Source organism: Flavobacterium sedimenticola, from assembly GCF_030053345.1.
GTDB lineage: Bacteria > Bacteroidota > Bacteroidia > Flavobacteriales > Flavobacteriaceae > Flavobacterium > Flavobacterium sedimenticola.
In genome coordinates, this window is sequence record NZ_JASGBP010000001.1 from 576035 (window position 1) to 591935 (window position 15901).

General features: G+C 45.6%; 9 protein-coding genes. 3 read left to right on the plus strand and 6 right to left on the minus strand.

Annotation, left to right across the window (positions count from 1 at the left end):
• The first annotated feature begins 126 nt into the window (after nucleotides 1–126).
• Nucleotides 127–6210 carry a choice-of-anchor D domain-containing protein gene (locus QHT84_RS02555; protein ID WP_283237972.1) on the plus strand — a complete coding sequence of 2028 codons (6084 nt, stop codon included), beginning with the start codon at nucleotides 127–129 and terminating at the stop codon, nucleotides 6208–6210.
• A gap of 31 nt (nucleotides 6211–6241) precedes the next feature.
• On the opposite strand, the gene QHT84_RS02560 is transcribed toward QHT84_RS02555, so the two are convergent.
• From QHT84_RS02560 to QHT84_RS02575, 4 genes are all read right to left on the minus strand, one after another.
• Complete coding sequence (locus tag QHT84_RS02560; protein WP_283237973.1) at nucleotides 6242–7102, minus strand: cupin-like domain-containing protein; 861 nt, start codon at nucleotides 7100–7102, stop codon at nucleotides 6242–6244.
• A 93-nt stretch (nucleotides 7103–7195) separates the two neighbouring features.
• Nucleotides 7196–8281: a biotin synthase BioB gene (gene bioB / locus QHT84_RS02565; protein WP_283237974.1), complete on the minus strand. Its 1086-nt coding sequence runs from the start codon at nucleotides 8279–8281 to the stop codon at nucleotides 7196–7198.
• Nucleotides 8282–8352: 71 nt separating this feature from the next.
• The gene (locus tag QHT84_RS02570) at nucleotides 8353–8793 is read right to left on the minus strand and encodes a hypothetical protein (protein ID WP_283237975.1); all 441 of its coding nucleotides are present in this window, start codon (nucleotides 8791–8793) and stop codon (nucleotides 8353–8355) included.
• 125 nt (nucleotides 8794–8918) lie between these two features.
• The gene (locus QHT84_RS02575; RefSeq protein ID WP_283237976.1) at nucleotides 8919–9848 is read right to left on the minus strand and encodes a bifunctional riboflavin kinase/FAD synthetase; all 930 of its coding nucleotides are present in this window, start codon (nucleotides 9846–9848) and stop codon (nucleotides 8919–8921) included.
• A 222-nt stretch (nucleotides 9849–10070) separates the two neighbouring features.
• Between QHT84_RS02575 and QHT84_RS02580 the strand changes: the two genes are divergently transcribed.
• Both QHT84_RS02580 and QHT84_RS02585 read left to right on the plus strand, forming a co-directional pair.
• Nucleotides 10071–12752 carry a zinc-dependent metalloprotease gene (locus QHT84_RS02580; protein WP_283237977.1) on the plus strand — a complete coding sequence of 894 codons (2682 nt, stop codon included), beginning with the start codon at nucleotides 10071–10073 and terminating at the stop codon, nucleotides 12750–12752.
• 122 nt (nucleotides 12753–12874) lie between these two features.
• A complete protein-coding gene (locus QHT84_RS02585; protein WP_283237978.1) occupies nucleotides 12875–14095 on the plus strand; it encodes a M43 family zinc metalloprotease in 1221 nt (406 codons plus the stop codon).
• A 42-nt stretch (nucleotides 14096–14137) separates the two neighbouring features.
• Here QHT84_RS02585 and pth read toward each other — a convergent pair whose 3' ends face one another.
• A complete protein-coding gene (pth, locus tag QHT84_RS02590; protein WP_407649227.1) occupies nucleotides 14138–14809 on the minus strand; it encodes an aminoacyl-tRNA hydrolase in 672 nt (223 codons plus the stop codon).
• A gap of 308 nt (nucleotides 14810–15117) precedes the next feature.
• On the minus strand, nucleotides 15118–15729 hold the full coding sequence (locus tag QHT84_RS02595; RefSeq protein ID WP_283237979.1) for a 50S ribosomal protein L25/general stress protein Ctc: 612 nt from the start codon (nucleotides 15727–15729) through the stop codon (nucleotides 15118–15120).
• Nucleotides 15730–15901: the final 172 nt, after the last annotated feature.

Sequence of the window (15901 nt, forward strand, 5' to 3'; positions counted from 1 at the left end):
TTTTTTTGTGCACTAAAGTGTAGTGTAACAAACTATGAAACAATTAGATAGCGTTTTATGAAAGTAAGGGGAATACTCGTATCAGTAATTATTTTTTTAATTTTTTCCGCAAACTCGTTTGGGCAGTTGGCAATACCGAATGCCACTCCGGTCACTCAAAATTTTGATGGATTGGGAGCTTCCGGAACGGCTGCTCTACCAACTGGATTTAAAGTTAGTTCCAGCAATGATTACAATAACGTTGCAAATACAACGGCAACGACTCTGGCTTACGGGACAACCGGAACCGGAGCTGTCACTAGCACTTCATCTGGGGGATGTATCAATTGGGCTAATGGTATCACCGCATCTGCTACAGATAGAGCATTAGGGTTTTTAACTACGGGATCATATGCTAGTCCGAGAAGTATAATACTTGCCATTCAAAATACAGGTACAACCAATATCACCGATTTAACCATCACTTTTGATTACGAAAAATACCGTTCGGGAAGCAGAGCTTTTGATTGGACATTTTTTCACGGCGCAACAGCTACGGCGGTAAACACCGCTGCCGCTGCCGGAAATCAATCGTATGCCGCTGATGCCAACAATACAACTATTTACAATCCACCAACCACCACCAGTAAATCAGTTACCCTTACAGGGCTCACGATTGCCCCATCAGGCTTGTATTATTTGTGTTGGACTTTTACCGGTGTCGGAGGTTCCTCCAATGGACAAGGTATTGGAATTGATAACTTAAGCATTACCGCTACTTTTGTTTCCCCCGGAATTACTACGGCTCAAGACGGCCCATGGAATGTGGGAACGACTTGGACGGGTGGCGTGGTGCCTACCAGTGCCCAAAATGCCATCATCAACCACGTGGTTACTTTGGATGCTGCAGTTACCAGAAATTCCGGAACCACCACCACTGTAAATACCGGCGCCAAATTGGCCACCGGGGCGTTTACGTATACCAACGACGGAACGACCACCATCGACGGTACCTTCGAACTCAATGGCGGTGGCTTTGCCAACGGATTAACCAACTTTACCTACGGCACGGCTTCCACCTTAAACTTTAATACCGGTGGTTCGTATAATATGGCCAATGCCCATGTGTACTGGCCGGCGACCAACAGTCCGAAAAACGTTAACATCGCCGCCGGAACTACCGTAGTGATGGCCGCCGATGCATATCGCACCATCAGCACGGGCGGTATCTTGAGTATCTCGGGCGCCTTAACCTTAACCACCAATCCTACCATTACCGTCAACGGTACCTTGCGTTTGGATGCCGGTGGATTTTTAAATACCGGTGCCATGCCGATTTACGGGAACGCTTCGACCTTGTTGTACAACACGGGCGGTACCTACGGACGCGGTTTCGAATGGAACGCCGCCGGGGTAGGCACTATAGGCACTACAGCGGGATACCCAAATCACGTACAAGTCAGCAACAGCACTACGCTTAATTATATTAACGGCGCGGCTTCGGGCGCGGTAGGTTCTAAAGCCATGGCCGGTAATCTTACCATCGATGCCGGAAGTGCTTTCCACATGAATTTCGGCAGTGTATCAGCCGGAGGCGAATTGGTGGTGGCCGGAAACATAGCCAACGCCGGAACCTTAACCTTAGGGTTTGCCAACGGCGACGACCTGCGCGTAACCGGAAACCTTACCAATACCGGAACCTTTAACGGCAACAACCGCGCGGTGTATTTTAATAAAAACGGTACTCAAGTAGTAACCTCGGCCGCCGGAATTACCATTCCGTACCTCCGCACCGCCGGAACCGCTACGGTGGTTCAATTGGCCGCCGGAACCAATATGATTATTTCGGCTCCGTTAACCGGAAATGCCGTTGTGTTTGGTTCGGCATCGGATGTTATCGACATCAACGGCAATACGCTCACCATCGGAACGGCTGCGGTTGCCAATACGGTAAGCGGCACCGGAACGTTTAAAGGCAGTACCACGTCTAACCTTACCTTGTTGGGAACCGGCAGCATCGGGACACTCTATTTTACGACCGGTTTTCAAAACCTGGGCACCTTTACCATGAACCGTCAGGCCAACGCCACCGGCGCTGTGATGGGTTCGGCCGTAACGGTGAATACCGCCCTGACGTTAACCGCAGGCTTCATCGATTTAAATAACACCACCATGACTTTGGCGGCAGGCGTAAATCCTAGCGGTTCGGCCAACAGTTATGTGATTGCCGATGTGTCGGCAGGCGGGGTGTTGCGCAAAAATATGACGGCGACCGGTTCGCAATCGTTCCCTATCGGAAGCGGCGGCACCGAGTATTCCCCGGTGACGTTTAATCTTACCGCCGGAACCTTATCGGGGGCGTATTTGGGGATTTCGGTAGAAAACTCCAAAGACCCGTTGTTGGATGCCCTTTCTATTTATTTGAACCGCTATTGGGTGGTGACGTCGGGCGGCATTACCGCGCCAACCTATACCTTTACCGGAACGTACCTGGCTGCCGATGTGGTGGGCGGAACCATCGGAAATGTATCCAACCAACACAACGGAACGCAATGGTTAAACAACGGAGCGACCATCGCCGGAACGGTTATTATTAACGGAACAACCTTATCGGGGAACGACCACTATACCGCCGGAAGAAGAGATGCGGAAATCAATATTGTACAGTCGGCCACCAATTATATAAACGGCAGTATCTACAACTTCGGAACGGTATTGACCGGTTCCACACTCGATGTGGTGTTTACCATTCAAAACTTAGGAAATCAAACCCTCTTGTTGGGGGCAACGCCAACCATTACGGGCAATCCGCCGTACAGTTTGCAAGCCAATTATGCCTCGACCTCTATACCGGGAATGTCGGGAACCACTCCGAATACGCAAACGTTTACCATTCGTTTTGCGCCTACGGCAGCAGGAACCTTTACCGGAAGTATCAGTATCACCAACAACGACCCAACAGGAGCCGAAAGTCCGTATGTGATTAACTTTACGGGAGTGGGTCAAATTCCGGCACCGGAAATCAATGTGAAAGGATTTACCGGTGGTACAAACAGCATTACCAGTGGCAACGTAACCACCACCAGTGGTTTGGAAAACACCGCTTTTGGCAGTGTAAACTTAGGTTCCAATGTGACGAAAGATTTTGAAATTCAGAACTTGGGAACCGCGGTGTTAACGCTAAGCGGCGCGCCTTTGGTTAGCATCGGCGGCACCAATCCGGGCGATTTTGTGGTGACTACGGCTCCCGCCACCAGCAGCATTGCGGTAAGCGGCAGCACTACGTTTATCATTACGTTTACGCCACAAGCCGCCGGACCGCGTTCGGCTATTGTTTCCATTGCCAATAACGACAGCAACGAAAACCCATATACCTATCTTATTAACGGTACCGGGGTGTGTTTGGCTACGGCCAATACCATCACGCCAACTTCCGGACCGGTAGGAACCGAAGTGACCATTACGGCCACTGCGAATAACCTATCGGGTGCTACCGTTACTTTTAACGGAACCAATGCTACGCCGGTGACTCAGGTTTCGTCTACCCAAATTAAAGTGACGGTGCCAAGTGGTGCTTCTACCGGTAATTTGGTCACCACTAATGCGCAAGGATGTACGGCCACCAATGCCTTTACGGTGTTGACCAATTTAGCACAACCTTGTGAAGGCGGTTATATTCCAACCGACTTGTTTATTAGTGAGTTTACTGATTCTAATTCCGGATCCCTGAGTTATGTTGAAATTTACAACGGCACAGGTGTCACCAAGAATTTATCCAATTACTCTTTGAAGACTGCGAATAATGGAGGGGCCTACTTATTTACTTTGCCTTTAAATAATGTGAATTTGGCCTCAGGAAGTTCTTATGTAGTAGCTTTGGGGGATGATGACTTTTGTGCCATAGCGGGTGGAGACGGTTCGTATGCCGCCCAAATATCGGCCAGTGGCTCGGTGAATTTTACCGCGAACCAACACGATCACGTTGGGTTGTTTAATGGGGTAACCTTAATTGACAGTTGGGGGACTTTTGGTAGTAATAACTGGGGCAATGCTTTAGGAATCGGTACCGAGGGTGCGGATTTCCGAAGAAACACCAATGTTGTAGCGCCTAACGCTACCTACAGCAATTCCGATTGGACTATAATTGATTATGCGGGGACGACTTGTTCGAATAACGATTATTCCAATATCGGGACCTATTCGATGACTTTGGGCGTAGCTCCAACCGTGACCGTGCATCCTTCTTATACACCAACGTGTCGTTCCACTTCGTTAACCGTTGCGGGAACCGAAGGATTTGTGGGCGGTAATGCCTTGGCGTACCAATGGTATGCCGTAGCGCCCAATACCGCGACATGGACGGCTTTAACCGATGGTGGTTTGTACAGCGGAACGACTACATTAACCTTATCGATTTCCGATATTGCCACCTTAATAGGCTATCAGTTTTACTGTCAAATCCGAGAAAACAGTGCCACCTGTTACGCGGCTTCCAATGCGGTGATGATTACCGCCGGGATTACGACTACTTGGCAAGCCGGAAATACCTGGTCGAGTGGCGTGCCTACTTTGGATACGGCCGTTATCATCGACAATACGTATGATACCGCCAATGGGTATTCCCCAAGCTTTGAGGCGTGTAGCGTTACCGTGAACAATGCCCGAAACGTTATTGTTAGAGGCAATCACTATATTTTGATTAAAAACGGATTGACCGTTACCGGAACCGGAACGGCTACGTTTGAAAACAACGCCAGCTTGGTACAAATTAACAATGTGACCAACTCGGGCAATATTACCTACAAGCGAAAAGCGGTACAACGCCGCGTCGATTATGTATACTGGTCGTCTCCGGTTGATGGGTATTCGTTGAGCACTTTGCCTTCCGACGGGTACAAATTCCGCTGGGATACCACCTTGAATAACGCTAACGGCACCCAAGGAAACTGGGTGTTCTACACCGGAGCCATGAATCCGGGAACCGGGTATATTGTAGGCGGTCCGTCGTCACTCAGCAATACCGTTGCCGGCGATTTTGAAGTGCCGTTTTCGGGAGTACCGAGAAACGGAAACATCCCGGTGACCATTTCCCGCGGCAGTTATGTAGGGCCGGGGTACACGGTAGGCACCACGCCGGTAACTACGTTGGACGACAACTGGAATTTATTAGGAAATCCGTATCCGTCGGCCATTAGTTGCCGAGATTTCTTAACGGCGAACAGCTCGGCACTAACCGGAGCCTTGTATATTTGGACCCACGGGACCATGCCGTCTATTAACACCAGCAGTCCTTTTTACCAGGACTTTATTTCCAATTACGACCCGAACGCCGATTACTTGCCGTTTAACTTATCGGGGAACTTAGCCAATCCGAATCCTGATTTTTACATCGGCGCCGGACAAGGGTTCTTCGTGGTGATGCAAGACGGTGCCGCCGGCAGCACGACGGTGAATTTTACCAATGCGTTGCGCAATAAAAACTATGGCAATGTTACCGGAACGAATTTTTACCGCTTGGCCGATACGGCTGCCATGGAGCCGCAAGCCTTGCCGTTTAACCGAATCTGGCTGGATATTGTTAAAGATACCCAACGTCCGTCGCGCACCATGTTTGGCTACATCGAGGGGGCTACCATGGAAAAAGACCATTTGTACGATGCCATCACCAAATCGGATAACAGTTTGAAAATGTATACTGTTGCCGGGGGTGACAAGTTCATCATTCAAGGGCGTTCGTTGCCGTTTGATGAGTACGACCAAGTGCCTTTAGGCGTAGACATTCCGGAAAACGGAACGTACAAAATTGCTGTGGGTATGGTGGACGGTTTGTTCCAAAACGAAGACCAAAAAATTTATTTGGAAGACACCTATTTGAATATCATTCACAACCTGCGCGAAGCGCCGTATCAGTTCGCCGGCGTACCGGGAACCTATACCGATCGTTTCAAAATACGCTACACCACCGATGCTTTGGCGAATCCCGATTTTGACACCTTGGAGAATAGCGTCATAGTAACGTCTAACCACGGCGTGGTTACGTTACACTCGGCCATTCAAAACATGACTCAGGTATGGCTATACGATGTGCTGGGAAGACAGTTGTTTGCGGCCAAAGACATCAACAGCCAAGAGCTTACTGCAACGAACATTTCGGTTAGTCAGCAATCACTGATTGTGAAAATCCAACTTGAAAGCGGTGTAACGGTCACCAAAAAGATAGTAATTCAATAAAAAAAAGCGGCTCAGAAATGAGCCGCTTTTTTTATAAGAATTTGTTAGTATTGATAATGGCTTGTTCGTTTTTATAATCAATCCATCGTTGACCGCGCCATTTGCGCATGAGGTTGTCAAAATGACGCATGACAAACACATTATAAGCGGCTTTAGACAAGTTGCCGAGGCTTCTCGGGAACGCGCGCAAACTCATCGAAAATCCGGGCGTTACGTATTTCATGTAATGCCAATATCCCTCGGGCATGTAAAGCATTTCGCCGTGTTGTAAATCGGCTACCAAGCCTTGGGCTTTTTTCAGGGCCGGCCATTTTTCAAAATCGGGGTTGTCAAAATCGATATCTTCTCTGGAGATTAAAGCATGCGGGACTTTGTATAAATACGGTGTCTGGTCGGGCGCAAAGAGAATGCATCTTTTTTTACCGTGAAAGTGGAAATGAAGGATGTTGGAATAGTCAATATCGTAATGCATAAACACTTTCGAATTTTCGCCGCCAAAAAACAACATCGGGAGTTGTTTGACCAGTTTCAACCCAATATCCGGCCATTTGAAATCGTTTTTCAGCACCGGTACTTCTTTGATTAAATTGTATAAAAAGATGCGGTAATTGGTGGGTTTGCTGTTGAGCAAATCCACATACTCGCTCATTTTCATTTGCGCATGCGCTTCGTTAAAACCGTCTTTGTGCGACACCGGTCGGTCGTCGTAGAGCGGAACGGTTTTGTCACCGGCTATTTCCTTAATGTAAGCTAAATTCCATTTCTCATAAGCCGGCCAGTCCTGAGTTAATTGCTCAATCACAACGGGCTTTTGTTTTTTTACATATCGATTGTAAAAATCTTCTTTGGAAATCGTCTTTACGCGTTCAATTTCTGTTAAGGCTAATGGCATAGGTTGTTTTTAAAATAAAAAAGCTCCCATCAAAGCGATGAGAGCAAAGTTATAAAAAGGTTTAGAAAATGTAAACGATTAGTAAAAAGTTAACTATTTTCCTTTACCGGAAGCTTCTAAATTTCTCTCAATAGTATGTCCCGGTCGCGACCATCTCGGTTTTTCACCCAGGGATTGAAACTGAGAATCTTCGGCTTCCACCGTTTTGGGTTGCATGATTTTGATGAACGGTTTTTGAGGCACCAAGCCTAACATTTCAAACATTTTCATGTCTTCATTCACATCCGGATTGGGCGTGGTTAACAATTTATCCCCGGCAAAGATGGAGTTGGCCCCGGCAAAGAAACACATGGCCTGACCTTCGCGGGACATTTGTGTTCTACCGGCCGACAAACGCACCTGGGTTTCCGGCATTACAATTCGGGTAGTGGCTACCATACGAATCATTTCCCAAATTTCAACCGGCTTTTCATCTTCCATCGGCGTGCCTTCTACGGCTACCAAAGCATTGATCGGTACCGACTCGGGTTGCGGATTCAAAGTCGACAGCGCCACCAACATACCGGCACGGTCTTCAATGCTTTCGCCCATCCCGATAATACCGCCGCTGCATACCGTAACATTGGTTTTGCGTACGTTTTCGATGGTTTGCAAACGGTCTTCAAAACCGCGGGTTGAAATCACTTCTTTATAGTATTCTTCCGAAGTATCTAAATTGTGGTTGTAGGCATACAATCCGGCTTCGGCCAAACGTTGTGCTTGATTTTCGGTCAACATGCCCAAGGTGCAACATACTTCCATATCGAGTTTGTTGATAGTACGAACCATTTCCAACACCTGATCAAATTCTTCTCCGTCTTTCACATTACGCCAAGCAGCTCCCATACAAACGCGCGATGAGCCGCTGGCTTTGGCACGCAAGGCTTGGGCTTTTACCTGACTGACGCTCATCAAATCGTTGCCTTCGATATTGGTGTGGTAACGCGCCGCCTGCGGACAATAGCCACAATCCTCGGGACAACCTCCGGTTTTGATAGAGAGTAGCGTAGATACCTGAACCACATTCGGGTCATGGTGTTGACGATGGATGGTGGCGGCTTCGTAAAGCAAATCCATCAGGGGTTTGTTGTATATGGCAATAATTTCTTCTTTCGTCCAATTGTGCTTAGTAATACTCATAGTATGCTCTTTTAGATGTTCCAAAAGTAGTCAATTTGTATGTAAGTTACAATCGGAAAAAGAAATCGCTTCTAATCTTGTGCGGCCGTTTTATTTCTGAAAAATTGCATGGCGACAAAAACCAAGATGACGGCCGAAGCAATCCCTTCAAAAAGCAACCCGAAAGCATATTCGTTGGCGGTAGGATTGCCGCCGAACAGAAATTCGTCTGACAAATTTTCAACATAAGCATTACCGCCTTGTGCATAAATGTAACTCACTAATCCCGTCACACTGAGCAGTACGCCGATGATGGCCGTTGTGGCTGCAGACAGTAAATTGCTGACATAACCGGTTTTTCCTTCCTTAAAGTTAGATTGCAGGGTTCGGCTGACACCGAAATAAACAAAAGCGGCATTAAAGGCTCTGAGGTAAATAATTTTGGATAGACCAAAAAACTCCATGAGGAGAAAATACAAGGCAATACCAATGAAAATGAGGATGCCGTTGGTTACTTCTTTAGGTAATTTCATAGCACTGGATTTTAGGTGAATACTGATAACGAGTCATTCAAAATTAAGGAATTATTCCTAAAAATCAGCGGGTTATAACAAAAAGTAATGCGATGAGTCGGCTTTACAGAATAGTACGGCCCGTTTTATAAGGCTTCGAAGTAAGCTTTGGCTTGGCGTTGATCTTCGGCCAATTGGCTTTTTAAGGCGTCTAACGATTCGAATTTTTGTTCGGCACGCATGCGTTCTAAAATCGAAACCGTAAGGTTTTGCCGGTAAAGGTTTTCGTTGAAATCGAAAAAATGCACCTCAATGGTTTGGGTAGTGCCGTCAACAGTAGGGCGGGTGCCAATGTTCATCATCCCGTTTACAGTTGTCCCGTTGATAGTGCTTTGTACGATGTAAACGCCATTTTGCGGGATGAGTTTGTACTCTTCCGCTATGGCAATGTTGGCGGTGGGGTAGCCAATGGTTCGTCCCAATTGCTTGCCTTGAGTCACGGTACCGGTAAGCGAATACGGATACCCTAAATATTGATTGGCCAAAGTAACATGACCTTCCTCGAGAGCCGTTCTGATTTTTGTGGAACTTACCGAGACTTCATTGATTTGTTGCGCAGAAATTTGGGCGACTTCAAATCCGAATTCAGCACCAAATGCTACCAAATCATTAATATCAGCGGTGCGATTTCGTCCAAAACGATGGTCGTGACCGATAATGATTTTTTGTATTTTAAATGTATTCACCAAAACATCATGCACAAATTCTTCGGCCGTAAGACGCGAAAATTCTTTGTCAAACGGGTGGATGACCAAGTGGTCAATCCCTAAGCTTTCGAGCAATGCTGTTTTTTCGGCCATCGTATTGAGTTGCTTCATTTCGGTGCCTTGTTGCAACACCATTCTGGGATGCGGGAAGAACGTCAGTACCAAACTCTCGCTGTCTGATGTTTTGGCCGAATGAATTAATTGTTCCAAAATCTTGCGATGTCCCAAATGCACGCCGTCGAAAGTACCAATGGTTACCACGGTAGGCTTTTCGGCAGCAAAGGATGATATGGAATGGACTATTTTCAAATGTAAAGGTTAAGAAACCGTGCAAAAGTAAGGTTTCCAAATGGAATATTATAATTTTTTGCAACGACAACAGTTTAGTAAGGGACTTTGCATTAAAAGGGGAGAAAGTTTGGAGAAAAGATAATAAATAAGATAAAAAACTATTAAAATAAAAAACGGGTGTTGGTAAATTGTTGAAAGATAGCTATATTTGGAAACTTTTAATTTAACCAAAAAAACACAATGAAAAAACAGTACTTATTATTCATTTTTGTGTTCTCTTTAGGTCAGGTTTTGGCACAAAAAAACAACGCTTGGCTTTTTTTCGACAGCAGTAAAGGCATTACGGCTGAGCGCGTAAGAGAAACAGAGTATTCTTTGAATCAAAAATTGGTGCAATTCAACGCACTTCAATTTCAACAACAATTAACGAATGTGCCGGAAAGAGCTTCGGGCTTACCGGGAGTTGAAGTGGTGTTGCCGAATGTAAAAGGAGGTTTTGAAACCTTTTTGATTTGGGAGTCCTCTAACTTTGAACCGGCCTTACAAGCAGCGTATCCGGAGATTCGTGCCTATGTGGGTTACGGAAAAACAGATACTTCTGCTACCTTGCATATGAGTTTTTCGCCATCAGGAATCCAAACCATGGTGATGAGAGCCGGAAACGGTTCGGAATTCATTGAGCCTTACACCAAAGACAAATCAATTTATGTGGCGTTTGATTCCCAAAGCCGCATTGCCGGACAGTTGCCTTTTAACTGTTCGACAGAAGATGTTGCTTTAGTCAATGATTTACACCATGATGCCGCCATTGCGAACCGTGCCAATACACAGGTATACAAAACAATGCGTTTAGCCTTATCGTGTACCGGTGAATATGGTACGTACCATGGGGGTGCTGCAGGTGCTTTGGCTGCGATGAATGCGACCATGACCCGTTGTAACGGAATTTTTGAAAGAGATTTGGCTATCAAATTATTAATCATTGCCAATAACAATTTAGTAGTGTACACCAATGCTTCCACCGACCCGTATTCTCCGGCAGGAACAGGTACGGCAGGTGCTTGGAATACCGAGCTTCAAAATACTTTAACCAGTGTAATTGGGGACGCCAACTATGATATCGGACACTTGTTTGGTGCTACCGGAGGTGGTGGTAATGCCGGTTGTATCGGTTGTGTGTGTGATACCGGTAAAGGTAGTGCTTACACTTCTCCGGCAGATGGTGTTCCGATGGGCGACACCTTTGATATTGACTACGTAGCTCACGAAATGGGACACCAAATGGGAGCGAACCATACGTTTACGCACACCGCTGAGAACAATACCGTAAATATGGAGCCGGGTAGTGGTTCTACTATTATGGCCTATGCCGGTATCGGTGGAGGCGGAACAGATATGCAAATGCATTCGGATGATTATTTTCACTACAGAAGTATTTTGCAAATCCAGTCTAATATGGCGCCTAAAGCATGTCCGGTTAGTACCAGTATAGCATCCACTAATCCAAGACCAACCGTTACTACGGCAGGAAATGCTTTTTCAATTCCTATCAGTACCGCGTTCAAACTATCAGGTTCTGCCACAGATGCTACCAATAACGGATTAACCTACTGTTGGGAACAAAATAACGATGCGACTACCGTAGGAGGAACTTCTACGTTTCCTTCACCTACCAAAACAGATGGACCTAACTTTAGATCGTTGCCACCGGTAACTACGGGAGTGCGTTATATGCCTAAGTTCTCGGATGTGTTAAACGGCAACTTAGTCAATACTTGGGAGACTGTTTCTTCTGTAGCCAGAAGCTTAAGTTTTACGCTTACTGTAAGAGACAATGTATTGGGTGGTGGTCAAACACAAACCGCGGCGACTACAGTTACCGTAGTAAATACCGGAGCGGCCTTCGCGATTACCAGTCCGAATACCGACAACGTTTCTTGGACACCGGGTTCTACACAAACCATTACGTGGAATGTAGCCGGTACTACAGCTAACGGTATTAACACCGCTAACGTAAATATTTTATTGTCTACAGACGGCGGTCAAACGTTCCCTACGGTTTTGGCAGCGAATACCCCTAACGACGGTTCTCAGGCCGTTACCTTGCCAAGTGTTGCTGCACCATACTGTCGAATTTTGATTGAAGCCGTAGGAAATATTTTCTACTGTGTTTCTAAAAACATTGGTTTAGGATATACATTCTCTACGTCTTGTAATACATACACGAATAATACGCCGTTAGCGATTCCGGATGGATTGGGTGCTAACGTAGCCGGAGCAACCGTTTCTAAATCGATTAACGTGCCGGTTTCAGGAACTATCTCAGATGTGAACGTAACCGTAGCCGGAACCCACACCTACTATTGGGATTTGGTGGTAGCGTTAAATCACCCGGATGCGACACAAACCCGTTTGTTGAACCGAAATTGTAATCAAGTATCTACCGGATTTAATGTGTTATTCAATGACGGCGCTCCAGCCATTGTTTGTGCGGCCAATTTAGCCGGTACCTTTGCACCTAACCAAGCCTTGTCTGCTTTTAACGGTAAAAACATGTCGGGTAATTGGACATTGAGTGCTAACGATAATTATAACGGAGATACCGGAACGATTAATAACTGGACACTGGAAATTTGTGCTTTATTGCCTGCTTTAGCTGTAAACGATAACCAATTAGCCGACTTTTCAGTATATCCGAACCCGAATAACGGAAGCTTCAACGTGCAGTTCAGCAATCCTATATCAGAAGAAACCAAAGTGATGGTGTATGATATGAGAGGCCGATTGATATTTGAAAACACCTATACCAACCAAGCGACCTTTAATGAGAACATCACGTTGAGCAATGCTCAGTCGGGAATTTATCTTTTGAATGTAGTGGACGGCGGAAGAAAAGTAGTAAAAAGAATTGCAGTGGAATAATTTTCCAACCAAAAATGTTAAAATTTAGGGAGAAACAACAGGTTTCTCCCTTTTTTTTTTGATGAAACAATTTGTAATATCAAACTAATCAGTAAATTTGACCGCTTAAAAAAAATACTGCTATGAAAAAAATTATTCTTTCTTTGTTGTTAATCAGTTCTTTAGGGGCTTATTCGCAAAGAACCTGTGCTACTAACACTAAGTTGGAGCAACTAAAAGCCAACGATCCGAGTTTCGCCGTACACCATCAAGAAACGATGGATTATATCCGAAACAATGCTACCGCTCAAACTAACAGAGCGCCGGAAGTTGTGATTACCATTCCGGTAGTAGTCCATGTTTTATACAAAACGGCCGCTCAAAATATCAGTGATGCTCAAATTTTGTCGCAAATAGCGATTTTAAATGCCGATTACCGCAAAACCAATACCGATTTCAATACGGTAGTACCGGCAGCTTTTCAACCGTTTGGTGCCGATGTGGAATTGGCGTTTTGTTTGGCTACTCGTACGCCATCCGGACAAGCCACGAATGGTATCGAGCGAAAATCAGTACCATCCAATTTTGTTTTTGAAGACAGTTACTACACCTCGGCCGGTTTAACGGCTTGGAACCCAACCAAATATTTGAACATTTGGGTAGGAAGATTTACCGATTCATCCTTGCTGGGCTTTGCCTATTTGCCTTCTTCGGCCGGTGCCGCGTTTGATGGTTTGTGTATCGGAGACCAATACTTCGGAAATACCGGTACAGCCACTTTCCCGTTCAACAAAGGAAGAACGGCGACTCACGAAATCGGACACTATTTTGGTTTGGAGCACCCTTGGGGAGATGCACAGTGTGACACCGACGACGGCGTAGCCGATACACCGGGAACGTACAGTCCGTATTTTGGGTGTCCGACGTATCCAAACAATACGAATGTGTGTGCTCCGAATGCTACCGGCGCCATGTTTATGAACTATATGGATTATGTAGACGACCGTTGTATGGCCTTTTTTACAAACGGTCAGAAAGCAGTAATGCAGGCCACGATGAACGGACCGCGTGTCAGCTTAAAAACGTCAAACGGTTGTCAGTCGTTAAGTGTTACCGAGCAAGAAGCCATTCAGGCTATTGCGGTGTATCCGAATCCGGTGTCGCAATACTTCTTTATTACCTCACCGCACACGGCTGTTGATTTCGTAGAGATATTCAATACCAGCGGACAATTGGTACAAACCCAAACATTGGATGACGTAAACAACAAAATTGTCATCGACCAGTTGGCTTCCGGTATCTACTACCTAAGAATTTACAACGAAGGCAACTACTTGAAATCCGATAAAATCATCAAGAAGTAAGCTTCGCTATGATACTAAAAAGCCTCGCATTGCGAGGCTTTTTTATTTTCCGTTAAAACTGTTCATGGTGTTGGCCAATCCGGCTAAGGCAAACGATTCAATAATTTGCTTGGCGATTTCATAACGCTCGGGGAGTTTTGCTTTTTCGGCTTCGTCCCATTCGCCTAACACGTAATCGACCTGTTGCCCTTTTTTAAAGGCATCGCTGATGCCAAACCGGAAGCGCGGATATTCGGTAGTGTTTAAAACCAGTTGAATGTTCTTTAAGCCGTTGTGTCCGCCGTCGCTGCCTTTGCCTTTGATGCGGATGGTACCGAAAGGCAAATTCAAATCATCGGTAATGATCAATACATTTTCTTTGGCAATGTTTTCTTTTTCCATCCAATACTGCACGGCTTTACCGCTCAGGTTCATGTAGGTGTTGGGTTTCAACAATAGCAGTTTGCGGCCTTTGATGCTGTACTCGGCGATGGCGCCTAATTTGGCGGTTTCAAAAGACACGCCTTGTTGTTGCGCGACAAAGTCGACTATCTTAAAACCGATATTGTGTCGGGTGTTGGCATATTCGGCGCCAATATTGCCGAGCCCGACGATGAGGAATTTTTTATTCACGTTGTTTACATTGTTTTTTTGGAGTTCATGAATCTCCGATTTCATGGGATCTGTGTTGTCAACTTTAGGCGCTTTGCCAAAGCGTTTGGTTAACCAATTCATGCCGCAAAGATACTGGTTATTCTGAATTGTAGTATTGTCATTTCGACCGCAGGGAGAAATCATCTGTCTTTTTATAATTGTAATGAGATTTCTCCCTGCGGTCGAAAGGACATTGCCGGTAAAGAAGATATGTCTCAAGTTTAGCCTTAATTGCGTTAGGGATGGAAGCATAAATCCTTTTGATTACGCTGCGTTAACGTAGCGAAAGCAAAAGATTGACGCGGACAGCCCGGCGCGCCAAAGGCGGGCAACGCCCCAAAAAAAAGCCCCGTTTTTCAACGAGGCTTTTAGTATGATTTGGAAATCCATTATTTTTTCTTTCCTTTGGCCGGAGCTCCTTTGGCTGCTTTGGCTGCTTCTTGAGCTGCTTTCATAGCCGCACGTGAGATCTTCACCTGACAAACCACGGTGTTATCCGGGTGCATCAATTTGAAGTTGTTGGTCTCCAATTTGGTCACATACAATTTGTTCCCCATTTGCAATTCAGAGATGTTGGCCTCAACATAATCCGGTAAGTTTTTAGGCAACGCTTTTACTTTCAAACGACGTTGGTTCAAACGCAAATCGCCTCCTAACAATACACCCGGAGAAGTACCTGTAATTTTTACCGGAACTTCCATCATGATTTCTTTGTTTTCATTCAATTGGAAGAAATCAATGTGTAAAATTTTGTCGGAAACCGGATCAAACTGAATATCTTGCAAAATCACATTAGTGGTTTTGCCATCCAAATCAATCACAACGGTGTGCGCGTTTGGAGTGTAAACCAAGCTTTTGAACGCTTTTTCTTCTGCTGCAAAATGCTGTGGTGTAGTTCCTCCGTAAATAACGCAAGGGACCATTCCAGCATCACGTAAGGCCTTAGTAGCTTTTTTGCCTACGCTTTCTCTTTCTTGTCCTTTAATCGTAATCGATTTCATTGTTAAAATATATAGTTAATAAATAAAATACTTTTTAAGCTATTAGCTTTTGTTTTTTGGCGTTGCCTTCGGCCGCGCTTTCAACTGTAGTCCTCGCTACGCTGCGGGCTGCCGCTGCAATCGCTAACGCAATTTTTCCACATCAATTAGCTAATTGCTAACCGCTGAAAGC